The organism is Hymenobacter glacieicola (assembly GCF_014640315.1).
Lineage (GTDB): Bacteria > Bacteroidota > Bacteroidia > Cytophagales > Hymenobacteraceae > Hymenobacter > Hymenobacter glacieicola.
This window is the reverse complement of sequence record NZ_BMGS01000005.1, coordinates 228547-254775: the sequence shown is the minus strand read 5'-3', so window position 1 is coordinate 254775 and position 26229 is coordinate 228547. Positions and strand designations below refer to the sequence as shown.

22 protein-coding genes are annotated in these 26229 nt (G+C 59.5%); 10 read left to right on the top strand and 12 right to left on the bottom strand.

What is annotated here, in order from left to right:
* Positions 1–42 precede the first annotated feature (42 nt).
* The 7 genes from IEW18_RS11075 (at position 43) to IEW18_RS11045 (ending at position 7301) form a co-directional block, all read left to right on the top strand.
* Entirely contained in the window at positions 43–600 is a 558-nt protein-coding gene (locus IEW18_RS11075) for a hypothetical protein (RefSeq protein ID WP_188557913.1), read from the top strand.
* Positions 601–841: 241 nt separating this feature from the next.
* Positions 842–3313 (top strand): TonB-dependent receptor, encoded by a 2472-nt coding sequence (locus IEW18_RS11070; protein WP_188557912.1) that lies wholly within the window; start codon positions 842–844, stop codon positions 3311–3313.
* Between the two features lie 153 nt (positions 3314–3466).
* Positions 3467–4405: a cation diffusion facilitator family transporter gene (locus tag IEW18_RS11065; RefSeq protein ID WP_188557911.1), complete on the top strand. Its 939-nt coding sequence runs from the start codon at positions 3467–3469 to the stop codon at positions 4403–4405.
* Positions 4406–4534: 129 nt separating this feature from the next.
* A complete protein-coding gene (locus IEW18_RS11060; RefSeq protein ID WP_188557910.1) occupies positions 4535–5785 on the top strand; it encodes an MFS transporter in 1251 nt (416 codons plus the stop codon).
* 91 nt (positions 5786–5876) lie between these two features.
* Positions 5877–6254, top strand: coding sequence for a hypothetical protein (locus tag IEW18_RS11055; protein ID WP_188557909.1), 378 nt, complete (start codon positions 5877–5879; stop codon positions 6252–6254).
* Between the two features lie 195 nt (positions 6255–6449).
* Entirely contained in the window at positions 6450–6902 is a 453-nt protein-coding gene (locus tag IEW18_RS11050; RefSeq protein WP_188557908.1) for a DUF6526 family protein, read from the top strand.
* Positions 6903–6998: 96 nt separating this feature from the next.
* On the top strand, positions 6999–7301 hold the full coding sequence (locus tag IEW18_RS11045) for a DUF4286 family protein (protein ID WP_188557907.1): 303 nt from the start codon (positions 6999–7001) through the stop codon (positions 7299–7301).
* A gap of 260 nt (positions 7302–7561) precedes the next feature.
* Here IEW18_RS11045 and IEW18_RS11040 read toward each other — a convergent pair whose 3' ends face one another.
* The 12 genes from IEW18_RS11040 to IEW18_RS10985 form a co-directional block, all read right to left on the bottom strand.
* Positions 7562–8053, bottom strand: a complete 492-nt coding sequence (locus tag IEW18_RS11040) for a GNAT family N-acetyltransferase (RefSeq protein WP_188557906.1) — start codon at positions 8051–8053, stop codon at positions 7562–7564.
* Positions 8054–8195: 142 nt separating this feature from the next.
* A complete protein-coding gene (locus tag IEW18_RS11035; protein ID WP_188557905.1) occupies positions 8196–8429 on the bottom strand; it encodes a hypothetical protein in 234 nt (77 codons plus the stop codon).
* 170 nt (positions 8430–8599) lie between these two features.
* Positions 8600–10798 (bottom strand): prolyl oligopeptidase family serine peptidase, encoded by a 2199-nt coding sequence (locus IEW18_RS11030; RefSeq protein ID WP_188557904.1) that lies wholly within the window; start codon positions 10796–10798, stop codon positions 8600–8602.
* Positions 10799–10907: 109 nt separating this feature from the next.
* Positions 10908–11585: a hypothetical protein gene (locus IEW18_RS11025; RefSeq protein ID WP_188557903.1), complete on the bottom strand. Its 678-nt coding sequence runs from the start codon at positions 11583–11585 to the stop codon at positions 10908–10910.
* Between the two features lie 300 nt (positions 11586–11885).
* Positions 11886–13346, bottom strand: a complete 1461-nt coding sequence (locus tag IEW18_RS11020; protein WP_188557902.1) for a hypothetical protein — start codon at positions 13344–13346, stop codon at positions 11886–11888.
* A 176-nt stretch (positions 13347–13522) separates the two neighbouring features.
* Positions 13523–15016 (bottom strand): hypothetical protein, encoded by a 1494-nt coding sequence (locus IEW18_RS11015; protein WP_188557901.1) that lies wholly within the window; start codon positions 15014–15016, stop codon positions 13523–13525.
* Between the two features lie 49 nt (positions 15017–15065).
* Positions 15066–15434, bottom strand: a complete 369-nt coding sequence (locus IEW18_RS11010) for a hypothetical protein (RefSeq protein WP_188557900.1) — start codon at positions 15432–15434, stop codon at positions 15066–15068.
* Positions 15435–15490: 56 nt separating this feature from the next.
* Positions 15491–18958, bottom strand: coding sequence for an acetate and sugar kinases/Hsc70/actin family protein (locus tag IEW18_RS11005; RefSeq protein ID WP_188557899.1), 3468 nt, complete (start codon positions 18956–18958; stop codon positions 15491–15493).
* A 298-nt stretch (positions 18959–19256) separates the two neighbouring features.
* On the bottom strand, positions 19257–20705 hold the full coding sequence (locus tag IEW18_RS11000; protein WP_135435688.1) for a hypothetical protein: 1449 nt from the start codon (positions 20703–20705) through the stop codon (positions 19257–19259).
* A 111-nt stretch (positions 20706–20816) separates the two neighbouring features.
* A complete protein-coding gene (locus IEW18_RS10995) occupies positions 20817–21209 on the bottom strand; it encodes a hypothetical protein (protein WP_188557898.1) in 393 nt (130 codons plus the stop codon).
* 178 nt (positions 21210–21387) lie between these two features.
* Complete coding sequence (locus IEW18_RS10990) at positions 21388–22755, bottom strand: hypothetical protein (protein ID WP_188557897.1); 1368 nt, start codon at positions 22753–22755, stop codon at positions 21388–21390.
* Between the two features lie 147 nt (positions 22756–22902).
* Entirely contained in the window at positions 22903–23904 is a 1002-nt protein-coding gene (locus IEW18_RS10985; protein ID WP_188557896.1) for a sugar phosphate nucleotidyltransferase, read from the bottom strand.
* A 224-nt stretch (positions 23905–24128) separates the two neighbouring features.
* Here IEW18_RS10985 and IEW18_RS10980 point away from each other — a divergent pair, with 224 nt between their 5' ends.
* From IEW18_RS10980 to IEW18_RS10970, 3 genes are all read left to right on the top strand, one after another.
* A complete protein-coding gene (locus tag IEW18_RS10980; protein WP_188557895.1) occupies positions 24129–24707 on the top strand; it encodes a LemA family protein in 579 nt (192 codons plus the stop codon).
* A gap of 108 nt (positions 24708–24815) precedes the next feature.
* Positions 24816–25271 carry a TPM domain-containing protein gene (locus IEW18_RS10975; RefSeq protein ID WP_188557894.1) on the top strand — a complete coding sequence of 152 codons (456 nt, stop codon included), beginning with the start codon at positions 24816–24818 and terminating at the stop codon, positions 25269–25271.
* 29 nt (positions 25272–25300) lie between these two features.
* Positions 25301–26104, top strand: coding sequence for a TPM domain-containing protein (locus tag IEW18_RS10970; protein ID WP_188557893.1), 804 nt, complete (start codon positions 25301–25303; stop codon positions 26102–26104).
* The last annotated feature ends 125 nt before the right edge of the window (positions 26105–26229 follow it).

Sequence of the window (26229 nt, the reverse complement as noted above, 5' to 3'; positions counted from 1 at the left end):
CCTTCACCCACGCACTTTTCACCTTTCCATCTTCCTCTTACCATGTCCAAACCTTCTTTCCGCCCCGCCTTAGTTGCTCTGCTGACTGCCGCTGCCCTGTTTTCCGCCTGCAGCAAAGACAACGAGGACCCCACGCCCGACGAAGACAATGAGCAAATTACCACCGTACGCTACGAGCTGACGCCTGCGGGTGGGGGTAGCACCATTACGGCCCAATACCGCGACGTGGACGGCGACGGGGGCGCGGCCCCGACGATAACCGGCCTCACGCTGGCGCCCAACACCACCTACACGGGTAAAGTTGTACTGCTCGACGAAACCAAGAACCCCGCCGAGGATATTTCCGCGGAGGTAAAGCAGGAGGCCGACGAGCACCTGCTCGTTTATACCCTTACGGGCACCAGCGTAACCATTACCCGCACTGACAAGGACAAAAACAACCTGGAAGTAGGCCTGGAAAGTCGCCTGCAAACCGCCGCTGCCTCCGCCACGGCGGGCACGTTGCGCATCACGCTGCGCCACCAGCCCGGCACCAAAAACGGCACTGCTACCCCCGGCGACACGGACGTGGAAGTTGATTTTCCCATTACCGTGCGCTAAAACTAAGTAGAGAAGGGCGCGCAGCAGCTCCCTAGTGTGCCGCTGCGCTTGCTCATCTCTCCTTTTGCTATTTCGGAGGGGCTGGCTGCAAACGGCTTCTCCACCCTTCTTCTCCCGTTTTGGTTGTGGAGAAACTTCAGGAAGACGCCGACCTTTGGTTGGCGTCTTCCTTTTCTGGGGCGGCTAATGCAGCCTTTCCTTAACCTGCTCCGTTCATTGGCTTGCCGTAATTTGCACCTCTATGTCCCGACTCCCCCTAACTGCCGGCGTGCTACTGCTTTCCGGGAGTGTCCTGGCCCAAACTGTTCCCTCTGCCCCTACCCCTGCTGCGCCCACCGGCCCAGTGCCAGTGCGGGCGGCTCGCTTGGCGGCCCCGCCCTTAACCGGCCGCGTTACGGATGCTGCCACCGGGGAGGTGCTGCCCGGTGCCAACGTGATTTTTCCGGATCTGCGCCAGGCCACCGCCACAAGCCCCGATGGCACGTTCCGGTTTGCCAACCTGCCGCGCGGGCGCTTTCTGATGCAGGTGCGCTTTGTGGGCTACACGGCCGTTGTCCGGACCGTGGACACGAGTACCGGCCAGCCTCTGGAGGTAGCCCTGACGCCCGCCGAAACCGAAATTGGACAGGTGGTAGTAACCGGCGTTTCGGCCAGCACGGAAATGCGCCGCTCGCCGGTGCCAACTAGCGTGGTAGACCAGACGCGCCTACGCCAGACGGCTTCCACCAACGCCATTGATGCCATTGCCCACACGCCCGGCCTCAACCAGATTACCACCGGAGCCGCCATCAGCAAGCCCGTTATTCGGGGGCTGAGCTCGAACCGCGTCATCACGCTCAACAACGGAGCCAAGCAGGAAGGCCAGCAGTGGGGCGACGAACACGGCATAGAAATCGACGAGTTCAGCATTGACAGGGCCGAAATCATCAAGGGTCCGGGCTCCTTATTATATGGCTCCGATGGCCTGGCCGGCGTCATCAACTTCCTGCCCCCCGACCCCGTGGACGACGGCCGCATTCTGGGCTCGGTAACGGCTAACTACCAGACCAACAACTACCAACAGGGCTACTCCCTATGGAATGCGGGCAACCTGAACGGCTTTAACTGGCAGGTGCGCGGCTCGGGCAAGGTAGCCGCCGACTACCGCAACCGCTACGATGGCCGGGTATACAACTCCGGCTTCCGGGAGCTGAACGGCAGCGGCTACGTGGGCCTAAACAAAAGCTGGGGCTATTCCCACCTGACCTTCAACAGCTTTAACCAGATTTTGGGGTTGATTGAGGGCGAGCGGGACTCGTTGTCGGGTAGGTTTCTGCGCACGAATAGCCTGGGCGAAACGCAGGTAGTAACGGGCCGCGGCTTCTCGGGCTACGGCCTGGATGTGCCGCGCCAGCAAATCAACCACCTGCGCCTGGGCACCGACAACAACTTTATCCTGGGCCAGCACCGCCTCACGCTCAACGTGGGCTGGCAGCAGAACCGGCGCCGGGAGTTCGGCAACCCCGCCGACTACTACGAGAAGTCGCTGTTTTTTCAGCTGCGCACCGTCGACTATGCCCTGCGCTGGTTTCTGCCCGAGCTGAACGGCTGGAACACCACCTTCGGCACCAGCGGCATGCAGCAGCAAAACCAGAACAAGGGCGTCGAGTTCCTGATTCCGGCTTACCGTCTGCTGGACGGAGGCATATTTGGGGTCACGAAGAAAACCTTTGGCAAGCTGGACCTGAGCGGCGGTTTGCGCTACGACATTCGCCGCATTACGGCCGACGCGCTGTACCTGAACGCCGACGAGCAGCCCGTGCCGGCCGGTGAGGGCGACCAGAAGTTTGAAGCCTTCCGGAGCACCTTCCGCAACGTGAGCGGTAGCGTGGGCGGCGCCTACAGCCTCAGCGACAAGCTGCTGCTGAAAGCCAACGTAGCCCGGGGGTTCCGGGCTCCCAACATTGCCGAGCTGGGCTCCAACGGCAAGCACGAAGGCACCGTGCGCTACGAACTTGGGGAGCCTGACCTACGGGCCGAAACCAGCTTTCAGCTGGACGGGGGCCTGAATTTTACCTCTGACCACGTCAGCTTTTCCGCCGATGTGTTTCGCAACCGCATCAGCAACTACATTTTCCCGCGCAGCCTGACAACCCCCAGCGGCGCCGACTCCCTTTCCCTGGAAGGCGACCGGGTGTTCCGCTACGGCCAGGGCGATGCGCGCCTGGCCGGCGGCGAAGTGAGCGTGGATTTGCACCCCCATCCGCTCGACTGGCTGCACTTTGAAAACTCCTTCTCGATGGTGCGCGCCATGCAGCTCGACCAACCGGCCGGCCAGCGCAACCTGCCCTTCATTCCCGCCGACCGGCTCCAGTCGGAGCTGCGGGTGAACTTCCGGAAGGTTGGTGGCTCGCGCCTGCACAACCTATACGCCCGGGGCACGGTGGAACACAACTTCGCCCAAAACCGCATCTTCTCGGCCTTCGACACAGAAACACCTACACCCGCCTACACCCTGGTAAATGTTGGGCTGGGCACGGACGTGGTATCGGCCAAGGACCGGACGCTTTTCTCGCTTTACCTGGCGGCCAACAACCTCTTCGATGTAGCTTATCAAAACCACCTAAGCCGCCTGAAGTATACGGCCATCAATTACGCCACCGGCCGGCAGGGCGTGTTCAACATGGGCCGCACCGTGAGCGTGAAGCTGGTGGTGCCCCTGAGCTTTAAGTAGCCTACCCTGAACTAGGGCAAGCCGCCGGCTTGTTTTACCAGTCGGCGGCGGTAGCAGCTTATTTTTAGCACGGTAGAAACAAGCTGCTACCGCCGCGGGCCCTGGCACCGCTGAGGTTCAGCAAGGTCCGCTTCTCTTGTTTTTCCAGCTCTTATGGCACATCATCATCACGGCCACGACCACGCGCACCACCACCACGGCCCGCCCGCAGACGGCAACTTCGGGCCGGCTTTTGCCTGGGGCATTGGGCTGAACTTGCTGTTTGTGGCCGGTGAGGCGGCGGGGGGCTTGTGGGCCAATTCCTCGGCTCTGCTCTCCGATGCGGGGCATAATCTGTCGGATGTGCTGAGCCTGGCCCTAGCTTGGGGGGCGACCCTGCTGGCCAAGCGCCGGGCCACGGAACGCTACACCTACGGCTACAAGGGCGCTACCATTCAGGCGGCGCTGCTAAACGCGGCCCTGCTGTACCTGGCCCTGGGCTTTATCCTCTGGGACATAATTGACCATATCCGTCACCCTGCGCCAGTGAACGGAACCGTAGTAATGGGGCTGGCCGGGCTGGGTATTCTGATTAACGGCTTCACGGCCTGGCTTTTCCGGCGCGGGCAACAGGGCGACGTGAACGTGCGCGGAGCCTACCTGCACATGCTCACCGATATGCTCGTGTCGGTGGGGGTAGTAGTGGGCGGGGCACTGGTGTATTTTACCGGTTGGCTTTGGCTCGACCCGGTTATCAGCTGCCTGATTCTGGCGGTGGTGGGCGTGGGCTCCTGGGGCCTGCTGCGCGAAACCGTGCAGCTCGGCCTGCAAGCCGCCCCGGCCGACATTGATGTGGCCGCCGTGCGCCGCTGGCTGCTGGCCCGCCCCGGAGTCAGCAGCGTCCACGACCTGCACATCTGGCCCCTGAGCACCCAAGACACGGCCCTTACGGCCCATCTGGTGCGCCCCGGCGGCCAGAACGGCAACCTCTTCCTGCGCGAGCTGCAACACGATTTGCTCCACGAGTTCAACATCAGCCACTGCACCGTGCAGCTCGAGGACGACTTGCCCCTGATGGGCGCCCACGGCTGCTGCGACCAGCAGGTAGCGTAGCAGTGCCCAGCGGCTCAGGCTGCGCCGGAATGCTGGCTTTCCGGCCAGCTTCAGCTTTAGCTGCTGCTTGGCAAGGCCGATAGGAGGTAGCCAAAATTTGTGTAATCTGCGGTTCCCAACTCCCACTGCATGACTGCTACCTCTTCTCCCCTTCCTCCTACCCGTTCAACCGGCCTGCTCAGCGCCATTGTAGTCGTGGCCGCCCTGGGCTACTTCGTCGACATCTACGACCTGATTCTGTTCAGCATTGTGCGGGTGCAGAGTTTGAAAGACCTGGGCATCACGGCCGCCGATGAGGTTACGAACCAGGGCCTTTACCTGATTAACATGCAAATGGGCGGCATGCTGCTCGGCGGTATTCTATGGGGTATTCTGGGCGACAAACGGGGTAGGCTGTCGGTGCTGTTCGGCTCGATTCTTATTTACTCCCTGGCCAACCTGGCCAACGGCTTCGTGCAAACCATTGAGCAGTATGCCTGGCTGCGGCTGATTGCCGGCATTGGGCTGGCCGGGGAGTTGGGCGCGGGCATCACGCTGGTTTCCGAAACCCTGCCCAAGGAAAAGCGCGGCTACGGTACCATGATTGTGGCCACGGTAGGCGTATCGGGGGCTATGTTGGCCTACTGGGTTGGCGAGGCCCTGGGCTGGCGCAATGCCTATTTCGTGGGCGGCGGCCTGGGCCTGGCGTTGCTGGCGTTGCGGGTGGGCGTGTACGAGTCGGGCTTGTTTGAGCAGGCCAAGAAAAGCGAGGTGGAGCGCGGCAACTTCCTGGCCTTGTTCACCAACCGCGCCCGGCTGGCCCGCTACGTCAAGTGCCTGCTCATTGGGGTACCGCTCTGGTTTGTGGTGGGCATTCTAATTACGCTGGCCCCCGAGTTTGGCGCCGGTTTGGGCATTACCGGGCCCGTAACGGCGGGCCTGGCCGTATTCTGGTGCTACTTCGGCCTCGTATTCGGCGACTTTGCCAGCGGCACCCTCAGCCAGGTGCTGCGCAGCCGGAACCGGGCCTTGCAGCTGTTTCTCGTGTTCTGCGGCGCCCTGGTCGGGGTGTACTTATTTGCCTTGCGAGGGGCCTCACCCACTGCGTTTTATACCGCCTGCTTTGTGCTGGGAATTTCGGTGGGTTTCTGGGCGCTGTTCGTGACGGTGGCGGCCGAGCAGTTCGGCACCAACCTGCGGGCCACGGTAGCTACCACGGCGCCCAATTTCGCCCGGGGCTCAGTGGTAGTGCTGGTGCCGCTGTTTCAGGCCTTGCGCGGGCCGGCCGGGCTGGTGGGCAGCGCCGCCATCCTGGGCCTCGTGTCCTTGCTCATCGCCTTCTGGGCCGTGAGCACCTTGCCCGAAAGCTTCGGCAAGGATCTGGACTATGTTGAGAGCTAGTCTTTTTGGGTCAGCGCGGTTTTCGTAGGTACCCGAATTCAGGAGATTTTCGTACTAGGGGCAGGAATTTATTCGGTTCCTGCCCTCACTCATGAAAAAGATTTTTCTCCTTACGGCCCTTGCTACCCTAGTAGGTGGCTACGCGGCTCAGGCCCAAACGACCACCGACTCCACTCAGATTCGGCTGCAGATGCAGCAGCAGCGCGCTACTGAAGCCCAAGCCGCCCTCGATGCCCGCAAGCAGGAAGCCGCCGCCACACGCAACAGCGTGGAGCAAACCAAATCCCAGGTTCGGGACCAGGAAAACGCCATGCGCGAGCAGAAGCGGCAACTCAAAGAGCAAAAGCTGGAGCTGAAGCGCCAGCGCGATGCCGCCAAGGAGTCCCGCCGTCAGGAATCGGCGGCCAAGCAGGCGGCCCGCGACGAAAAACGCAAAGCCCGCGAAGCCCGCAAAGCCGCTTCTCTGTAGCCCACGCAGCTGTTTACGACTTAGAAACTCCGGCTCCGGTCGGAGTTTTTCTTGTCCCCTGTTTTCTTACTCCCCAGTGCCGCTTCCCATCAGGACATAGTTTTCCTATTTTGCCCGTCTTGCATTGCCCGTTGGCTCTTTGCCTATTCGGCTTTTTTACCAGTCTGTCCTTTTTATATCCTTAATTCCCTGCTTATGCCTGCTGCCCAGCCTACCAAAAACAAGCCCATGTTCTACCCGTTGCATCACTTCGTGTTGCTGCCGGCAGCCCTGGTGTTACTGATCTACAGCGTACGGCGCTACCTGGCCGTAGCTGGCGACGATTCAGAAATTTCGCGGCTGTGGTTCACGGTGATGCTGCTGGCCGTGGTCGGGTTTGGAGTTTTAGTGATGCTGCGCCAGCACTACGCCCTCACCCTGCAAGACCGCCTGATTCGGCTGGAAATGCGGCAGCGCTACTTCGAAATTACCGGTCAGAGCCTGCGCCCGCTGGAAGAGCAACTGCAGTTAAAGCAGTTGTTGTCGCTCCGCTTTGCCGGCGACGATGAGCTGCCGGGTTTGGTGCAGGCAGCTATTCGCGAGAAGCTGTCGGCCAAGGACATTCAGGCCCGCATTCAGGACTTTCACTTCGACCACATGCGGGTTTGATAGCCTGGCCTGGATTTTTTAGCCGATTTTTGTGTTCCCTTATTCTGCTGCTACTGAAGCAGTGGCTCTGTGGCCCCTCATCAAGTCCTGATTCTCATGATTCTTTACAACGTTACGACCAGCCTCGACCCGGAAATTGCCGACCAGTGGGTGGCCTATATGCGTGATACGCACATGCCTGACGTCATGGCAACGGGCTTTTTTCTGAAAAGCCAGCTCTGCCGGTTGCTTAATGAAGAAGACAACGGCATTACCTACGCCGCCCAGTACTACTGCGTAAGTCTGGAGCAGCTCGAGGAGTATCAGCAGCTAGCCGCTCCCGCCCTCCGCGACGAAATCGAGAAACACTTCGGTGGTCGCTACGCCTCCTTCCGCACCATGCTGGAGGTAGTGGACTAAATGGTACGCTAGTGTGCTGGTGATAAAGTGAGTTTGATGCTCACTTAGCCTAACGCCAGCCTCAGTGGGGCGGCATATAGTTAGCACAACCGCCGCCTAAACGGTTAAAGCCCCCGCGGGGCGACAACCAGCTGTTCAATGGCTGGTGTCGCCTTGCGGGGGCTTCACTTTTTTACTCATTATGTAGCCTGCTGACATGCCGCTTCGCTGGGGCCAGCAGAACGAAAACCCACTAGTCTACCATCTCACTAGCTCACCACTTAGTCAACCACCTCCGCGGGGTAGGCGTGGATTTGCTCGGCGGTAAGGTTACCGTTGTGCCATTCGGGGTCGAGGTTGGCGCCGATTTTCTTGTAGAAGCCGATGGCAGGCTCATTCCACTCCAGTACCTGCCACTTCATGCGGTGGGCGCCGGTGTGGCGCGCTTCGGCCACCACGGCGTCAAACAAGCGCTTGCCGATGCCGGTGCCGCGCAGGGCTTCCGTTACGACCAAGTCTTCGAGGAAAAGCATGCGGCCTTTCCAGGTAGAGTAGGCCGTGTAGTACAGAGCAATGCCGATAATGGTACCGCCAAGCTGCTCGGCCACGAAAAACTTGAAAATAGGGTCGGGGCCGAAGCCGTCGCGCTGCATGTCGGCCAGCGTGTTCGTGACTTCGTGCGGGGCCCGCTCATACTCGGCCAGTTCCTGAATCAGGGCCAGCACCTGGGGCAAATCGGCCTCCTGGCCGCGGCGGATCGTGAGTGTCGACATCGGAATAAGTAGAGAAAAACCAGAATAAAGAGTTGTCAGCCAAGGTAGTACGGGCCACCGTATTGGGCAGCTGCAAACGGCAACGCCCTTCCGCGGGTGGCGGAGGGGCGTTGCACGGGTAGCACAGCCGGAGCGGCCGTGCCTACATGGTAGGCTGCATCTTCTTGATGTCTTCGGTAGCGTTTACGGCGTTGATTTCGCGCGTAGCATCGGTTACCGGCGCAGGCTTGCCACCAGTAGTGTCGGGAGCGGCCGGAATGGGAGGCAGTGGCGTGGTGGCTACATCTTCATCCGACTTGATATCGGGGTTTTTGCAGGACGTAGCGGACAGCATCAGCGAACCGGCCAGCAGACCGAACAGGAACGTTTTTTTCATATCTGAAAGCAAAAGAACAGAGGCAAGTACGGGAGTTGCGGCCGCGAAGATACGGGTTGATGTGCTGATTGTTGATGTGTTGATTACAGATGCTTCGGTACGCGGCCTACGGATGCAGTGGTATAGCAGTCGGGTTAGCGTATCAACCCATCTAGCATCAGCACATCAACTCATTTTTTATACGGGTTCACGCCCATGTTCTGGTAGGCAAACGCCCAGATGTCGGCCCATTCCTCGATTTGCAGCTTGGTGCTCTTGCCGGCCCCGTGGCCCGCATTCACATCCACGCGGATAAGTTGGGGGCGCGAGCCGTCATTGGCAGCTTGCAGGGCGGCGGCAAACTTAAAGGAGTGGGCGGGCACTACCCGGTCGTCGTGGTCGGCGGTGGTGATGAGGGTAGCGGGGTAGCTGGTGCCGGGCTTGAGAGTGTGCAGGGGCGAGAACCGGTACAGGTTCTGGAACTGCGCGTAGTTGTCGGAGGTGCCGTACTCCGGGGCCCAGTTCCAGCCGATGGTGAATTTCTGGTAGCGCAGCATGTCCATCACGCCCACGGCCGGAAAGGCCACGCCGCAGAGGTCAGGGCGCTGGGTCATGGTAGCGCCCACCAGCAGGCCACCGTTGGAGCCGCCAGCCATGGCCAGCTTTTCGGTGCTGGTGTAACCCTGCACTTTCAGGTAGTCGGCGGCGGCAATAAAGTCGTCGAACACGTTTTGCTTGTTGGGCGTCATGCCGGCCTGGTGCCAGGCCTCGCCGTACTCGCCCCCACCGCGCAGGTTCGGAATGGCCAGCACCCCACCGTTTTCCAGCCACAGCATGCGGGCCACGCTGAAACTCGGCGTGAGCGAGATGTTAAAGCCCCCGTAGGCATAGAGGTAGGTCGGGTTCTGGCCGTCCAGCTTCACGCCCTTTTTGTGGGTGATGAACATGGGCACCTTGGTACCGTCCTTGCTCTTGTAGAACACCTGGGTGGTCACGTAGTCCGCGGGCTTTACATCTACGGTAGGCGCGCGGAACACCGTGCTGGTGTTCGTGGCCAGGTCGTACTGGTAAATGGTGGTGGGGTAGGTAAACGAGGTAAAGGCGTAGTACACCGTTTTGGAGGTGCGGCGCCCGCCAAAGCCCGCCGCCGTGCCAATGGCCGGCAGGGCCACGTCGTGCTTAAACTCGCCCTTTTCCGTGTACACTTTCACGAGGGAGCTGGCATCCTTGAGGTAAGAAGCCACCAGGTAGCCGCCTACCTGGTCCACGCCTTCGAGCTTGTTCTCGGTTTCGGGCAGCACCTCTTTCCAGTTGGCTTCCTGGGGCTTTTTGGGGTCAATGAGCACCACGCGGTAGCGCGGGGCCTTGTAGTTGGTGTACACCAGCAGTTGCCCGCCCACGTTGCCCACCACCGAGTTGTTGTACTCGTAGCTGCTGATCAGGGGCGTGAAAGTGGTGGCCTGCTTGGGGTCGGTCAGGTCGCGGACGGAAAGGCGGTTGCCGTCGGCTTTGCCATCGGTGAGGTAGAGCACCAGGAACCGCTCGTCCTCGGTAGTGCCCACGGTGCGGAAGCCCAGGGGCATCTTAGGATTTTCGTACACCAGCTTATCGGCGCTCTGGGGCTTGCCGAGCTGGTGGTAGTACACTTTATGAAACTCGTTTTTGCCGGAAAGTTGGTTTTCGCCCTTTTTCGGGGCGTCGTAGCGGCTATAGAAGAAGCCATCCTTGTACCAGGCTGCTCCCGACACCTTCACCCACTGCAGCTCATCGGGCAGGGGCTGGCGGGTTTTCAGGTCCAGCACCTTCAGTTGCTGCCAGTCGGAGCCACCGCCGGAGGTAGCGTAGGCCAGGTAACGGTGGTCGGTGGAGAAGTAGGTGCCGGCCAGGGCGGTAGTGCCGTCCTCGGAGAACTTGTTGGGGTCGAGCAGCACGTCGGGCTGTCCTTCCTGACCGTTTTGCTGCACGTAAAGCACTGCCTGGTTTTGGAGGCCGTCGTTTTTGCTGAAGTAGAGCTGCCCGCCTTCTTCCTCGGGCACGCCAAACCGCTCGTAATTCCAGATTTTGGTGAGCCGGTCCCGGATTTTGTCGCGGAACGGAATCTGCCCCAGGTAGCCGAACGTGACCTTGTTCTGGGCCTCGACCCAGGCTTTGGTTTCCGGCGAGTCGAGGTCTTCCAGCCAGCGGTACGGATCAGCTACTGAGGTGCCGAAGTAGTCATCGACGTGGTCTACTTTCTTGGTTTGCGGGTACTGCACAGGTGCGGAAGATGAAGTGACGGCCCCTTTGGCGGCGGCCGAAGAGGCAGCGCCACCCACCGGGGCACCAGACTGACTAGAGCGGCACGAAGCCAGCGCCGCCAGCGCTAGTACGGGAATGAACAGTTTTTGCATGCGGGAATAAGCGGGAGAGAGCCCCAAGATAACCACAGACCACGTACTAGCCTTGCTCAGGCTAGCCGTTTTACCAGCCGCCAGCCTTTTCTCCCCGGACAGTTCAGCCCTACTGAATGCGCCCTACCTTGGGAATCACCTGAATCAGGAAACGCTTGTTGTCACCCTCGCGGCGGCCACTGTAGCGGCCGGTACCGTAGAAGCCGCTCCCCCCGATAATCAGCTCAATGCCGCGGTCCTGGCTGAAGTTCAGGCCGTTCTGCTTCCAGAGGTTGAGCAGGTTCAGGGCGCGGCGGTAACTGAGCTGGTAGGTAGTTTGCTCCTCGCGCGTATTACGCGGGTCGCCCTGGGGGTAGCGCGCGGCCATACCTTCCACAATCACGAGGTAGCGCACGGGCTGGTCGGTTTTGATGCTTTTGAGCACGGTACGCAGGCGCCGGCCGGCTTGCAATAGGGCTGGTTTGTAGGCTTCCTGAATTTCGTCGCGGCCGGCCTCGAACTGCACGGGTACCAGCAGCTCGTGCCGCTCGTTGGCGGGGTCGTAGCGAAAGTAGCGACCCTCCAGCTGCTGCAGGGAGTTGCGAATTTTGGTAATCTGCTCCAGCTCGGCGGCCCGTACTTTCAGCTCGCCGTTGGCCTTCTGTAGCTCCCCTTCCCGGTCCTTGAACAGCTTGAAACTGTACACGAACAGCACCAGCATTACCACAAACAAGGACGTCATCAGGTCCACGTAGCTGGGCCAGAAGAAGTCGTTGCTTTGGCGGTTGTTGGAAGTGGAGTTGTTCATGGAGTGTTAGGTGTTCTACTGTAGCATCCTCGCTAATAATAATTAAGGAGTATCTGCTACCAGGACTGGTAATACTATTACAAAGACTGGCCAGAGTATTACAAATCCTGTCCATAGGATGAATGCCAAAGTTCGTAGAAGTAATTTCCACATATGGCTCTCCTTAGGCCTGTCAATGAGAAATATGTACCCTAGTACTATGGCAGCTACATAAACAAGTGCTGCGATACTATAAAATATAGTAAGTAGAGCAGACATAGATAGTAGCCTCCCTTGATGTATCAGCACCTAGCGCTATACCTACTGCGGCTGCACGCCGCCAAACAGCTTATCCATAAACCGCTGGAAACGGTTTTTGGACGTGGCCTTCACCAGCACCGTGTTCAGGTTGGAAAGCTCGGAGAGCAGCTTGGCTTGAATCTGCGAGTCCAGCTCCACTTTGCGCAGCAGTTCACGCTGGGTAGCCGTTACGTCGCGGCTGAGATCGGCTTGTTGGACGTTCAGGTTCTGGAAGGGCTCCAACTGTTTCAGCAGCTTCTCGAAGATATTGTCGGCGTTGAGCTTGTCGAAGTACTGCTGCCACTTTTCGTAAGCCAGTTGAGCCTGGCGCTCGTTCTGGGCCTGACGCTGGGTCATGATGTCGGCCAGGGAAACGCCCGCCTGGTCGATGTGCTGCTCGGCGCGGTCCTTGAGGTTGCGCAGCTCTACCTGGTGTTTCTGGAAGAAGTCGAGCATCAGCTGCACGGAGTTGTTGTTGCCCCCGATGTACTGGCCCAGGTCGTTGATGCCCTTCTCGAAGCCGCGCAGGCGGTCCAGAATGCTGTTCACGCTCTGCGCCGACTGGTAGCCGTTCTGCAGCATCTCGTTCAGCCGCTGTTGGTAGCTCGTGAAGGCCGCAAACATCTCCGCCGACTCCCGCACCTTCTCAAACACGAGAATATTGGCCGCCGCCATCTTGTCGTAGCCTATCGTATCGAGCCGCTCCAGAAAATCACTCTGCACCCGGATGTTCTGGGTGACTTTGTCCATGAGCGGGTTGAACAGCTCCACCTGACCCACAAACTGCTGGTTAAACGCATCCAGCACCGATTTCAGATTGGTCAGGGAGCTGGCCATATCGGCGTGCAGCACGGGTAGCAGGCGGGCCTGCAGAAAGGTGTAGTACTGATTTTGGAGCCGGTCGAGCTGGTGGCGGGCCTGGCGCAGTACGCCGTTGCCGAGCAGGGTCAAGAGCAGGCCCACGAAGGAGCCGGTCATGGCAATCAGCACCCCAGTCAGAAATGGAGTCAGCGCGTTTTCGTCGGATACCCCGTTGCGGGCAATGCCCACCAGCCCCAGGATTACGCCCAGAAACGTGCCTAATAACCCTAAATACAGCGGGGTGGCTACGTCGGCCTGCACCTCGTTGTCGAGCACTTCGCTTTGCCGCTCCGATATGTCTTTCAGAATCCCGAAATCAGCGGCGGCACCTTTGTTATGACGCAGGTAGTCGTTGGTATCTAGCAGGATGGCTTGAAACTCGGGCGAGGCATTTTCGGCCTTGATTAGGCTGGAAGCAAAGGATTCGGGGGGCGCATCGGCCGCGTACTCGGGCAGGTCGCGGCCATCGGGTAGCACAATGCGGTGGTCTACGCGCAGGGCTTCCTTGGGCGGGTACAGCTGGCCTAAGCGCAGGGCGTTGGTGCGCGTCCGCAGAAACGTGCGAATCTGCAAGCCCACCACTACCGCTACCACGGCTACTTCAAGAATGATTTCAAGCATACAAGTACGAAGCTACGGCTAAAAGCTAGTTCCCCTCCTCAGATGAGAAGGGGTTAGGGGTGGTTGACTTGGCATAGAACATTTCTAGATCTAAAATCTAAAATTCGTTCTAACGGTCATCAACTACTCCTAACCCTTCGTCATCTGAAGAGGGGAACTAGCTTTTAGCCTTTTAGTTACTCAAACCGGATGGAGGCCTTCTGCTCAATCTGCCAGGTGCCGGCCACTTTGCGCAGTACCCCTTCCTCTTCCGTTACGATGCGGGTAACGGGGCCGGTGGGCTGTTGGTACTTGCAGGCCTCGCGCAAGGAATATTGAGCGCTCTGGATGGCGTAGGCGTGCACCGCTGAGTTGGAGGTTACGCTGAAGGTAGCCAGCTCGGGCCACTGGGGGTCCAGGTGAATCTCGTAGATGCTGTCGTGCTGGGGCTCGTCGCTGAAGTCGTATTCGCTGAAGGCTCCGTTTACGGGCACCTTCACGTAGCGCGTTTGGGGTAGGGCAGCTGCCGGACTTGGAGGAGTTGGAAGCTGAACGGGCGGCACCAAGCTGTCAAACTCATCTTGCGGAGAAGCAGCAGGCGGGCCCGCGGGCGTCAGGGACGGTACGGCTGATAACTCCGTGGGCTGGGCCGGAGCGGAATACACTGCGGCTGCTTGCGCAGGAGCTGTCGCGGCTATCGGCGCGGCGGGTTGCGGTAGCGGGGCTGGCGCCGGGGTGTTGGCCGGTTGGGCCGGTTGGGCTGGTTTTGCCGCTGCGGTAGCGGTAACAGCGGTTGGCGCTTGCCCCCGTAGCTTCTTCAGCTCTTCCTCTACGCGCTGCTGCACCAGCTTCTCTACCTCCCGTTGCTGAGCAGGCGTTAGGCGGTCGGCAGCAGGCGCTCCGGCCGACCGAGCCGTACTACCTGCCGGGGCACTTTGCAGGGCCACAATCTCGTCGCGGCGCTTGTCGATGCGGGCGCTCAACTCCTTTTGGAAGGCTCCGATGTTCTTGCGCATCAGGGCATACAACACCAAACTCAGCAGCGACAAAATGAGCGCTAGGGGGCCAAAAAGCTTGTTCATCAGGCTTTCCCCGGCCCCGCTGCCGGCCTGGGTGGTAGGCGTAGCCACGCCCGCTTCGGCCAGACCAGCGTCGCCGGGCGCAGCGGTTGCGGTGGTTTCGTCGGAGGTAGCAGTGGTATCTACTGTTTCGGCAGCAGCGGCATCGGGGGCCGCCAGCTCGCCGATGGGGGTGCCGTTCTGTACGTAGCCGTTCAGGGCCGTTTCCAGCGTTGCTACGTTTTGCATGCGGGCTGGGCTGGCCCGGCGGGCCGGTGAAGACTTTAACCGGTTGATAATTTCCGTGGTCAGCTTCTGCAGCCTAGATGCGTTGGACCCCAGCCCCTTGTACATGGTTCCGCGCGCCTCCAACGGCTGGTAGAGCGCCGAGTACACCCGTTGGCTATCGGCCTTGATGCTGTTCTCAAACTCTTTCAACGAGCCCCCGCAACGCAGACTGCTCTTGAGGTTGGGCCGGCCGGTATCCTCATACACAAACTTGGCCGTAGCGCACCAGATTTGCACCTTTTGCTCATCCAGCGTAGGCTGACCGAGGGGAGTTTGGGCGTGGCTGCCCACTGCCAGAAGCAGCAGACCAGTAAGCAAAGAAGCAGCGCGGCGGGAAAGGGTCATAGGGGCTTGGTTGGGTAGGGAGCGGGTTAAGAAAGCTAGTTAGCATCAATTATATCGTATATCGATGCGTGAAACTTACTAGTGTATCACCATTTATTGTTTGAAGGTTTTGTTTAAACGCTTGCCTATTAAATGGGCCGAATATATTTCGCCGCGCCACTTCCCTCGTTGCTCCTGGGATTATTTTAGCGACGTAATATTCGTTATGTGTACCCTTCAATATGATACACCTTTCGCTAGCACCAGCAGCACTCAGGGTTTCTGGCAACAATGCATCAGCTAAGCCAAACTCTTCGTCATTGAAGTGAAGATACGCGGCCGACATAGGCTCGCCCCAAGATCCTTTTAGACCAGAAGCATAGTAGTCTCCTATTATCTGTTCTTGCGCGTATTCATCCCCCCAGAAACAGGCAGACAAGGACAGTAGAAAGGGAAGCAATAGGAAACTACTATAACGCTTCACATCAAAAGGCTTTAAGACTGCAGCTCGCGGCTCAGGTTGTAGAGGGCCTGTTTCAGTGGCAGGAAGAACAGGGTTTCCGGCAGGGTTTCGTCGGAGGAGAGCTGGCGCTGAAACTGGTGCAGGCCTAGGCTCAGGCTGTCCTCGATTTCGCGCTGCAGAATGTCCTTGACGCGCTGACGGTCCACATCTACGCCTACTTCGCGTAGGTAGGGCGCTACTTCGTCGCCTTCGAGCACCAGCGTGAGGTAGTTGCGCACGTTTTCGAGCACCGTGTTTTTCAGCTCGGCATCTACTTGGTTTAGCTTGAGGCGCTGCTGGTTGAGCTCGGTGCCTTCTACGGCGCCGCTGTACTTCACAGGCTTGATGTTGTCATAGTCCGACGTGTTGGTCTTTTCCTCGAACAGCACGCCGCCGTTGGTGGTGGCTTCCTTGGGGTTGTCGGCCAGGATGACGCGGAAGTTGTGCGGGGGCTCGGTGCCGGTTACGGCCTGGAAGATGGCTTTGGTAATCTTCTCGATGGAAACCAGGGAGCTGCCACCGGCCAACAGACGCAGGTAGAGGCTGCCTTTGCCGGAGAAGCAGAGGTAGCGCGGCGTTTTCAGGCCGAGGTGCTTCACGAGCTGCGCCGTGTGGTAGATGATGCTAGTGTAGTGCAGGTAGAACAGCACCCGCAGCTGCCGGCCCTTGCCGAGGCCCAGGGCCTGGGTAAAGCGTAGCGCATCATCGTACTTGAACAGCAGGCTGGTTACGTCAGCCGAGCCAAAGTCGGTGTTGCTGAGGGCGGCGCGCAGGTAGCCCTTGTACTCCTGGTTTTGCTCGGAATCGGGCAGGCTTTCCACGTGGCCTACCCCGAGGCGGAGCAGACCGTTTTGCTTGGGCGCACCTTGCACGCGGGCGTAGCCGTCGCCCCACAGGTCGTCGCCGGCGAAGCGGAACGAGGTGCTGTAGGCCGGTTTCTGGTCGGCGAAGAGCAGCAGGTCAGTGGTGCCGCCGCCAATGTCGATGTTCACCACATTTTCGTCGCGGTTGGGGACTACCTGGTTGGTGGCCGTGAGGTAGTAGTACGGCGCCACCGACTCGGTGAGGCAGATGGTGGGGCGGCGCGTCTTGAACACCTGCTGGAACGACTCGTCCCACACCTGCTGGAACTGGTTGCGCAGGAAGCCATCGAAGCTCAGCGGCGCAAACCATACCACGCGGGTATCTTCCAGAATACCACCGTGCAATGCCGCCTTGTGACGGAGCAGCAGCAGGATTTCCTTGAAGAAGGCTTCAATGCGCGACACGCCCTGCGGGTCCAGCTCCGCCGACCACTTCAGGTTGGTAATGAAGCGGTTCTGGGGCAGTTCCGAGGCGTTTTCGGTGTTGATGCTGAAACCGATGTTGATGTTGCTGAGCACCTTGGCCGGCTCGTTGGCAAACGACGTGGTTTCGCACACCGCAGTACGAATGGGGAATTCATACACCGAGCCGCCTTCCCCCACGAAGGAGGGCACAAACTCGCGGTTCTGCAGGGTAGCAATGTAGGTCCAGATCTGCCCGGCGCCGGTGCGGTAGCGCTGAGCGGCCGACAGGCCGGCATCGGCTACCGGAGCGTGCAGCCACTCCACCTGCACATCGGCCTCGCCAATGGTCAGCGGGCGCGGGTGAGCCGTGGGCGAATCGGCGTAGGCAATGTGGGTGTTGGTGGTACCGAAGTCTACCGCGAAGGTGAAGCGACGGGTGCCCCGGTCCAGCTCCCGCCAACGCGGCACGAACAGGCCGCGGGCCGGCTCCGCGCCAATGGTGGCGGGCGGGCAGGTCAGCTCTACCAGGTCGAAGTGGGTGCCGGTGACTTCATAGTACGTACTACCGGCGGTGGCCATGCTCTTTTGGGTGCGCTCGTACCGGGTGGCCCGGCGGGCGGCGCCCTGCTCCGTGATTCGCTCCCCGTTCACGAAGAACTGCAGGTCGTAGCGGCGACTGAGCATGGTGGGCGAGTTGTCGGCATCCACCAGCATTACCTTGTAGAGGTCGTTGTACTCGGGCTGGTAGCGCACCTTATAGAAGGGGAACACGCCCACGCCCACGGTGGCCTTCACAATGCGGCCCTTCTCCAGAATCTCGCGGCCCTGGGCATCCTTTGGGTTCTGCGGATTGGTGTAGTAGCTGCGCTCAAACGTGATGAAGCGGCCCGCCTGCACCGGCACCCGCAACTGCACGCGCACGTGGCTAAGGTCGATAGTAAAGGTGAGCAGCTCAGCTAGCTCGTTCTCCGTGAAGTACTCGAAGAAGGCTTGCTTTAGGGGCAGCAGGTAAGGAAAACGTGCCCGGCCTTGCCCGTCGGCGCCGTACTGGAACGTGACTTTACCGGTGTGGAAGCGCTGGGTGTTCAACTCGTAGGGCAACTCTACCAGCGAATCTTCCAGTAAGTCGCCTACAGTGAGGTAGGGGTACTTGAAGCCTTTGCCGGGCAGCACGCGGTTTTCCAGGGCTACTTCGTCGTGGTAGGGCACCGGCGTGCGGTCGTCCCAGGGCTGACCGTTAAGGTAGTTCGCGCCGGGCATCGTGAGGTTGGGTCGCAACACCAGGGGCCTGGGGCGGCCGCCTACGGCTTCGCGGGTCGGCTGGATAAACAGGTCGGAGCTGGTTACGGCCGACTGGTCGGCGCGGCCGGGCAACGGCACGCCTTTCACGCTCACCAGGTTGCCGTGCACATCTACCAGCGCGGGGTAGCGGGCCGCAAATTGCTGGGCGCTCCGGTCGCCCTGCATCTGGAGCTGGTTGATTTTGCTGCGGTCGAGCGAGGCGTACACGCTGCCGGCAAACTCGCGGCGCTGCAGTTGCGGGTAGGCTAAGAACAACTCGTACACGAACTCGCGGAATTGTGGGTCACGGTCTTCGAGCAGCACCGTTTGCTTGTCGAAGTAGTGGCCGCGGGCCTGCGGACGCTCCAGGTCCAGGGGTTTCACCTCGGGCCCGGTGAACAGGATAGTCAGCGGGGAGGTACCACCCAGTAGGCGCGTGCCACCCGCCAGCTCCGGCGACTCATAGTACACGAGGTACATGTCGGTGAAGTCGCGGAACCGCTCGTCCTGCATATACAGCTGCAGGGTTTCGCCCAGCAGGCGGGTGCCCTCCTCCTGCCGCATCCGACGAATTTCCGCCTCGGCATTCCAGCGGCGCAGCGTGATTTTGCGGCCCGCCTGGGTGTAGAGGTGGTAATTGTAGAGCAGTTCCAGCAGGTCCCAGAAGTGGGTCGTCAGCTCGTGGTACACCGAGCCGGGGTTGCGCTGCCCTTCGCGGGCTAGGAAGTCGAACGCCGTTTCAAACAGGTGCATCCGCGCAAACGGCGTCGGGATGCTCACGGCCAGGTTGCGGGACTTGCCCCCGGCCGGGTCTGTAACGGTATTGATTTCGGTGCTCGTTACCGGCGCCGTTTTCTGCCAGCCTTGAACCTGCTGGGAGCCATTATTATGTAAGCGAAGGACTTTGGCCATGTGCTGCGGAAATCTATTCTAGTAAGCTAGTTCCCCTCCTCAGATGAGGAGGGGTTAGGAGTGGTTGAGTGGCCTGGCGCAACTCGCGTCTGTCATGTCGAGCCCCGCGAGACATCTCGCGTGCTGACGTTGCGATGCTACCTCAACGATTCGGGCGAGATGTCTCGCGGGGCTCGACATGACGTTCTTAATTAATCGTTCAGGTTAAACAACATCAGCAACGAGGTCAACCACCCCGGCGTCGGCTAAAGCCGCCGCATCCCCTCCTCAGATGAGGAGGGGATTTTTTGTTCGGGAGTTACACTACCTTTACCTTCTCCGCAAACGCCTTGTCGGTCACATCATAGAACAGCTCCAGCATCTTGCGGAAGTTGTCGGGTTCCTGGATGGACTTTTCGGTTTTGTTGAGGTTATCGAGGAGGTAGTTATGGCTGAGACCTTTGTTGAAGAAGTCGTTCCACTTCTTTTCCACGGGCTTGCCGAGAATCATGGCGTTGAAATCGTCGGTTTGCAGGTCGAAGGGACGGAAAGAACGACGGTTCTGGGCCAGCTCCTGCAACCACTGATCCACGCCCGAGTCCTGGCTGTGCAGGAAGGTGTTCAGCTCCCGGAAGATGGGCTCATTGCGCATGGCGTAGTCCAGCTTCAAGTTGTCGGCGTAGGGCGCTTTGTCGGTGGGTAGGTGCTGCTTGTGGTAGCGCGTGAAGTACAGGAACTGCGTGAGCTGCTTGGCAATGATTTCGCGCGACTCATCGGGCAGGTGGCTGAACTGGATTTCCGGGGCATCGGCCTGCAGGCCATACTCATGGAAGTGCGGGCCGCCGGTGCGCAGCTCGGCGGGCGAGTAGCGCATAAAGTCCACGATGCTCAGGGCCGCTAGCAGCTCAATTACGTGGGCTTTGTTCTTCTGCTGGGTGCCGCCGGGCTGGTTTTCGTAGGGCGTATCGGGCGTGTCGGCGAGGTAGTACAGCGCGTCGAGGCCCTGGAGGTTGTGCTCGTAGTAGCTGAGCGCCGCCTTCGTTTTCGTCAGGAAGTTGTTGGAGTCGATGACGGCATTGTCTTCGCTCTGGAGGGCGAAGTAGGGCATCACCGTTACGGCACCCGTAGGCGCATCGCGCAGGTAGCGGGCGTTGCTGAGGCGGGTGTTGGTGTCCTTCAGGTTCTTGAGCATGAGCGGGAAGCCCGCCGCCCCCGTACCACCGAAGATACTCGACACGAAGAACACCCGGTCGCCATCCTGGAAGTTATCGGCGAAAAACCGCATTTCGGGGCTCTCCACCAGCTTGTTCAGCACAATGCTGCCCACGTTCGGGGAGCCGCGGAAACCAATGGTCAGGGGACTCTCCAGGTTATCCTGGGTGAAGAGCAAATCCACGAGGCCCTTCGAGTCAACCGACAGGCCGTCGTAGCTCAAGTACTGCCGGAAGCTCTGGTTAATGCCGCCGAAGTCGAAGATGAAGGTATCCTTTACCGACCCGTTCACATCCTGCGAAATGCCGCTCAGCGTGCTGATATCGGTCTTGAAGAAGCCTTCTTCGCGCGGACCCAGGCGCTTGTAGATCTGCTGGTAGCTCTGCAGCAGCTGCACCGTGCGGTTCATGTCGCCGTTGTGGGCGTCGGGGTCAATGATGATGGGCACTACCCGGTCGCAGTTGGGCAAATCCACGCCCGCGGCCAGCAGCATGGTGAGCGAGCGAATCACGCGGGAGCCCGTGCCGCCGATACCGAATAAAAACAGTTTAGCCATGTTGGGAAGGAAGAGCTGAGAACTGAGAGTTGAGAACTGAGAGTCTTTCGGACACCTAGGCTGATATCCTAACGATTCTAAGCTCTAGGCTCTCCATTCTCACTTCTGAATTTAAAAAGGCGTGGTACTCGCGTTAGTGGAGCCTTTGCGCAGAATCAGGGAGAAGAGGAAAAACCAGATCAGACCGAGGATGGCGTTCCAGGTGGCCAGCCAGTAGATGTAGCTGTGGTCCGTAACCTGCTGGGCGTGGGCCTGGCTGATGGCAATTCCGAAAGCAACCAGGGCATTTAACACCAGAAAAATAGCCCAGTGCCGACCTTTGTTGAAGGTGGCTACCCCCATCATCCGGTTGATAACATAGTAGAAGATGACCACCAGCGCCAGCGAAATGCCAATGTTGAGCAGGCCAATGTTGGGGAAAACTACGTCGCGGTACACGGGGGTATCGGCGGGTGGTTGCGGGGCGCCGATGAGTTCGTAGATGGAGCGGAACAGTGCTTTCATGGAAGGGAGAAGGGCCAACTAGCGGTTGGCAGTTCGTTGAACGATAAGGACGGAACGAAATTGTAAGCACGGCCGCAGCAGGGAAGCTGCTGCATTCGAATTCGTTAATGAACGAAAACCATTCCAATTGCGCCGCAACGCGCGGGCAGCGCACATCGGCCGAAAGCCTACCGCGGCGCTATTCGCCTGGCTGTAAGGTTAATGGCAGCTCGAAAATCGGCTTTTTTTCTGCGCCGCTTTGCGCTTCCAGCCCGTCGAGCAGCCCGCTAAGCGCAAAGGTTTTGGGGGCGGGGGTAGCGTCGTTGCGGGTGGTCCACTGCGCTACCCAGGCGGGGCGCTGGTCCTGGAGCCTGAGCACCAACGGACGGGCGGCCTTGGGCGGCCGGGTCAGGCGCACTTTGGCGAAGTGGGTGAACTTACTTTCCGGGCCGCTGCTGGCCTTGGTTTGACTGGTGGTCGCGGTTACGTCCAGCAGCTTGGCGTCGGTGTCCACGCCTTGCAGCTTCAGATTCTGCTTGAGGTAGGCCAGGTCGCGGTATTGTCCCGGCAGAGTTGTTAGGTCCATTCCGACCACAAACTCTACGGGTTGCTGGGCCGAGGCTTCACTTACGGCTACTACCCGGTAGCTTTCGGCGTTGCGTTTGCTGGCACCCGCGTCGCCGTAGTACCAGCTGCCTTTGTTCTGGAATTTGCTGAGTAGGGAGTAGTTCGGCTGGGGGTAGGTAACCCCGAAATGCGCCTGCTTGCTGGGCTGTTGCTCGAGCAGGGCTTGGTCGAAGGTGCGAACGGCGTCGGCGGGGCCTACCACCCAGATGTAGTAGGGAATTTCGGTGTCGCAGCAGTTGGTTTTCTTGCCCGAAGCCACCAAAGCCGGGTAGTAGGTGCCGCGGAAGTCCGAGGTGTAGCCGTACACCGACACCGCCATTTCGGGGTGGCTGCCGCTGCGGGTCAGGGCATCGGTGATGTCAGTTTTGATGTAGGGAATGGCGCCGGCGTTCTTCGGCGAGTAGATAAAGTCTGAAATCAGCACGCTTACGCTACCCGGCTGGTAGTAATTGCTCATCAGCGTATCCAGCACCGAGGGAATGTCTGTACTCTTGGCCGGCTGCTGAATACCGCTGCGCACGGTGGTCGAAATACCCTGGTACGAATCCTTGTAAGGGCGCTCCTTGATGCGGTAAAACGTTTTCTGGCGGGCTGCCGAGGTGCGGTTTACTTCCGAGAGAAACTGCGCTACGTGCTGCTGAAACTTGGTATTCTCGCCGCTAGCCCCGGTTTTGGGCATGAAGCCCTCCATGGAGCCCGACACTTCCAGGAACACATTCACGGTCTGCAGAGGCTGCGAAGTAGCTGCCGCCGCTACGGCCGACTCAGGAGTTCTGACCGGAACGGCCCCGGGAACTTCCGTTGGTGGTACGTCCGTGGGGGCTTCTTGGGCGGCTCCCTCCTCCGTTTTCATGTCGGAGCGGGAGTAGCAGCCGGGCAGCAGCAGCAAGGTGAGCCCAAGGGCGGGCAACAGGCGGGAAAAGGAGGTCAGGTGGCGCATCGGGCTAAAGTAACGACAATCTGCCCTTGCCGGATACAAGAAGTGAAATTGTGAGATAGTGAGTTTGCTGTTCCGCCGACGCAAGTTGCACAGTCTGGTCCGTTAGAATGGCAAACTCACTATCTCACAATTTCACCAGTTTACTACTCAGCTGTAGTCAATCTCCGTGTTGTCGCCGATGTTGAGGCTGTGACGGGTGCCTTTGAACAGCGCGTCGGAGCCCACAATGCAGTCGTGCATGACGGCGGAGCGTAACTCCGAGTAAGAGCCGATGATGGACTCGCTCAAAATGGTGTTTTTCACGATGGTCCGGTCGCCGATGGCCACGTTCGGGCCGATGATGGAGCCACTGATCTGGCAGTCCTTGCCAATGCTGACGGGCGGAATGATAATGGTATCGGGAAACTCGGGGTAGTCGCGGCGCTTCAGGAACTCGGTGCGGTTGAGCAGGCGGGCGTTGGCTTCGAGCAAGCTGTCCTTGCGGCCGCAGTCAAACCAGTTATCCACCGACGTCGTCACCATTTCAGCCCCATCCTGAATCATGAGCATGAGCGCGTCCGTGAGCTGAAACTCGCCGTGGGTGCGCTGGTCCTGGTCGATGATACGCTCCAGGGCCGAGGCCAGCCAATCGGGGTTGGCAATTTTGTACAGGCCTACCAAGGCGTAGTTCGACTTCGGTATCCGGGGCTTTTCCACCACTTTCGTCACGCGGCCACCGGCTCCGGTTTCTACCAGGCCAAACAACGAAGGCGTCTTTACCTCCTTCACCGCCAGCACGTTGCCCGGCGCCCGCATCATCTCGGGCAGGTCAACGTCCACAATGGTGTCGCCGAGCAGGATCAGAATGCCGTCCTGCTCGTAGCGAAACTGGTCGCGGGCCAGCCACAGGGCGTGGGCAATTCCCTCGCGCGGCTCCTGCACCACAAACGACGTACGCAATTGCGGGTACTGGCGGCGCACGTAGCTTTCTACTTTCTCACCGAGGTAGCCGATGATAAAAACGAACTCCTGCACGCCGGCCTCCACCAGCCGGTCGATGATGTGGCCCAGAATGGTATTGCCCGCCACCGGCACCAGCGTTTTGGGCTGGGTGTGCGTGTGAGGGCGTAAACGTGAGCCAATACCGGCTACGGGAATAACTGCTTTCATGCGAGAGAGAAATCGGGAAGCACCGAAGCGCAAAATACGGAATCAACCGGGAGCAGCACCTATCACAACCGCAGTGGCTTGAATTCGTACTTTGCTGCGACGAAAAGGTGAAGCGCGGAAAGGCGGAATAGGTTTCGGGAAATGCCTGAAATGCTTCCGCCCCGATTTTCCGTCGGCCTCTTTCACTCCCTTACTCCCTTATTTTTCACCTCTCCCAACCAATCATGAAACGCTTTCTGCTCTATTTTGCTGGCCTCGTGCTGCTGCTCTCGCAGTCCTCGTGCGGCTATAACTCCATGGTATCCAAGGACCAGGCCGTGAAAGCCCAGTGGGCCAACGTGCAAAGCGCCTATCAGCGCCGCTCCGACCTGATTCCGAACCTGGTAAACACCGTGAAAGGTGCTGCCAACTTCGAAAAGTCAACCCTGACGGACGTAGTAAATGCCCGCGCCAAGGCTTCGAGCGTGCAGCTGAACGCCGACCAGCTGACGCCCGAAAACATTCAGCGCTTCCAGGAAGCCCAAAGCCAGCTGAGCAGCGGATTAGGCCGTTTGCTGGCCGTATCGGAAAATTATCCGGAGCTGAAAGCCAACGCCAACTTCCAGGAGTTGCAGGCCCAGATTGAGGGTACGGAAAACCGCATCAACGTGGAGCGCAACAAGTTCAACACGGTCACCAACGACTACAACGGCTACGTGAAAAGCTTCCCCAACAACCTGTTTGCCGGCATGTTCGGCTTCAAGGAGAAGCCGTATTTCGAGGCCGATGCTGCCTCGCAGAAAGCGCCTACCGTTCAGTTTTAATTAGAGGCTGGGGCCTTAGGAGCTTGGGGGTTGGTTGCTGTACTGGCAGGATTACGCCGGACAAAACCAAGGTTCCAAGGTCTTAAGGCCCTAAGACCCTATCATCTCATGACCAATCCTCTCACCCCCGAGCAGGAAGCCGCCCTGGTAGCTGCCATCCGGCAGGCGGAGCTGCGCACCTCCGGCGAAATCCGGGTGCACCTGGAAGACACCTGCCCTACCCCTGAGCCTCTGGACCGAGCCGCGCAGGTTTTTGCCGAACTGGGCATGCATCGCACGGCCCAACGCAATGGCGTGCTGTTTTACCTGGCCTGGCAGAGCCGGCAGTTTGCCATCATTGGCGACGCGGGCATTAACGCGGCCGTTCCCGACGACTTCTGGGAAATGGCCAAGGAAAATGTGTTGCAACACTTCCGATCCGAGAAATATGTGACGGGACTTGAGCAGGGCATTCAGCTGGTAGGAGAACAACTCCGCCGCTACTTTCCCTACAATGCCGCCACCGACCAAAATGAACTCGACGACTCCATCTCGTTTGGCGGCACTCCGCCCCCGCGCGCATGAGGTCGATGCTACCTTCTTTCTCTTACCCCATGCCTACGCTCCGCCTTTGGCTGCTTAGCCTGCTGCTGGCGCTGACACACCTAACCGGCCTGGCGCAAAACATTCCGCCCCGCCCTACCCCTCCCCGCCTTGTGAATGATTTGGCGGGTATGATGCGCCCCGAGGAAGTGCAACGCCTGGAGCAAAAGCTGGTAGCCTATAACGATTCTACCTCCTCGCAAATTGCCGTAGTCACGGTGCCTACCCTCGGCGACTACGACATCTTCGATTACGCCCAGCAGCTGTACCAAACCTGGGGCATTGGCCAGAAAAGCAACAACAACGGCATTCTGGTACTAATTGCCCAGCAGGAGCACAAGGCCCGCATTCATACCGGCTACGGGCTGGAAGGGGCCATTCCCGATGCCCTGGCCAAGCGCATCATCTCCAATACCATTGTCCCGGCCTTCAAGGAAGAGCAGTACTACGCGGGCCTGGACCGGGCCACCGATCAGCTGATTGCCCTGGCCAAAGGCGAATACAAAGCCGACCAAACCACCCAGCCGCGCCCGCGCCGCGCCGATGACTCCAGCGGCTCAGGCTGGACGTTCTGGTTGGTTATTGGCGCGCTTATCCTGTTTATCCTGCTTCGTAACCGCGGTGGCGGTAGCGGCGGACGCCGGAGTGGCGGCTTTGGCGGCGCCATGATTCCCCCCATTATCTTCGGTGACTTCAGCGGCGGCCGTGGCGTGTTTGGCGGCGGTGGCGGCTTCGGCGGCGGTGGGGGTGGTGGCGGTTTCGGCGGTTTCGGCGGCGGTAGCTCCGGCGGCGGCGGTGCCTCCGGCGACTGGTAAGCGGTGAAATGGCGAGTTGGTGAGGTGGTCGTGCTCAAGTCCCTACTCAGTTATCCTGGCGAGGAGGCATGATGACACCAGCCTTTCCCGAACTAACAAGCTACGCCTTCTCATATAACAAGCCC

Coding starts and splice junctions, on each gene's coding strand:
- IEW18_RS11075 (WP_188557913.1), top strand. CDS start 43: ATGTCCAAACCTTCTTTCCGCCCCGCCTTAGTTGCTCTGCTGACTGCC.
- IEW18_RS11070 (WP_188557912.1), top strand. CDS start 842: ATGTCCCGACTCCCCCTAACTGCCGGCGTGCTACTGCTTTCCGGGAGT.
- IEW18_RS11065 (WP_188557911.1), top strand. CDS start 3,467: ATGGCACATCATCATCACGGCCACGACCACGCGCACCACCACCACGGC.
- IEW18_RS11060 (WP_188557910.1), top strand. CDS start 4,535: ATGACTGCTACCTCTTCTCCCCTTCCTCCTACCCGTTCAACCGGCCTG.
- IEW18_RS11055 (WP_188557909.1), top strand. CDS start 5,877: ATGAAAAAGATTTTTCTCCTTACGGCCCTTGCTACCCTAGTAGGTGGC.
- IEW18_RS11050 (WP_188557908.1), top strand. CDS start 6,450: ATGCCTGCTGCCCAGCCTACCAAAAACAAGCCCATGTTCTACCCGTTG.
- IEW18_RS11045 (WP_188557907.1), top strand. CDS start 6,999: ATGATTCTTTACAACGTTACGACCAGCCTCGACCCGGAAATTGCCGAC.
- IEW18_RS11040 (WP_188557906.1), bottom strand. CDS start 8,053: ATGTCGACACTCACGATCCGCCGCGGCCAGGAGGCCGATTTGCCCCAG.
- IEW18_RS11035 (WP_188557905.1), bottom strand. CDS start 8,429: ATGAAAAAAACGTTCCTGTTCGGTCTGCTGGCCGGTTCGCTGATGCTG.
- IEW18_RS11030 (WP_188557904.1), bottom strand. CDS start 10,798: ATGCAAAAACTGTTCATTCCCGTACTAGCGCTGGCGGCGCTGGCTTCG.
- IEW18_RS11025 (WP_188557903.1), bottom strand. CDS start 11,585: ATGAACAACTCCACTTCCAACAACCGCCAAAGCAACGACTTCTTCTGG.
- IEW18_RS11020 (WP_188557902.1), bottom strand. CDS start 13,346: ATGCTTGAAATCATTCTTGAAGTAGCCGTGGTAGCGGTAGTGGTGGGC.
- IEW18_RS11015 (WP_188557901.1), bottom strand. CDS start 15,016: ATGACCCTTTCCCGCCGCGCTGCTTCTTTGCTTACTGGTCTGCTGCTT.
- IEW18_RS11005 (WP_188557899.1), bottom strand. CDS start 18,958: ATGGCCAAAGTCCTTCGCTTACATAATAATGGCTCCCAGCAGGTTCAA.
- IEW18_RS11000 (WP_135435688.1), bottom strand. CDS start 20,705: ATGGCTAAACTGTTTTTATTCGGTATCGGCGGCACGGGCTCCCGCGTG.
- IEW18_RS10995 (WP_188557898.1), bottom strand. CDS start 21,209: ATGAAAGCACTGTTCCGCTCCATCTACGAACTCATCGGCGCCCCGCAA.
- IEW18_RS10990 (WP_188557897.1), bottom strand. CDS start 22,755: ATGCGCCACCTGACCTCCTTTTCCCGCCTGTTGCCCGCCCTTGGGCTC.
- IEW18_RS10985 (WP_188557896.1), bottom strand. CDS start 23,904: ATGAAAGCAGTTATTCCCGTAGCCGGTATTGGCTCACGTTTACGCCCT.
- IEW18_RS10980 (WP_188557895.1), top strand. CDS start 24,129: ATGAAACGCTTTCTGCTCTATTTTGCTGGCCTCGTGCTGCTGCTCTCG.
- IEW18_RS10975 (WP_188557894.1), top strand. CDS start 24,816: ATGACCAATCCTCTCACCCCCGAGCAGGAAGCCGCCCTGGTAGCTGCC.
- IEW18_RS10970 (WP_188557893.1), top strand. CDS start 25,301: ATGCCTACGCTCCGCCTTTGGCTGCTTAGCCTGCTGCTGGCGCTGACA.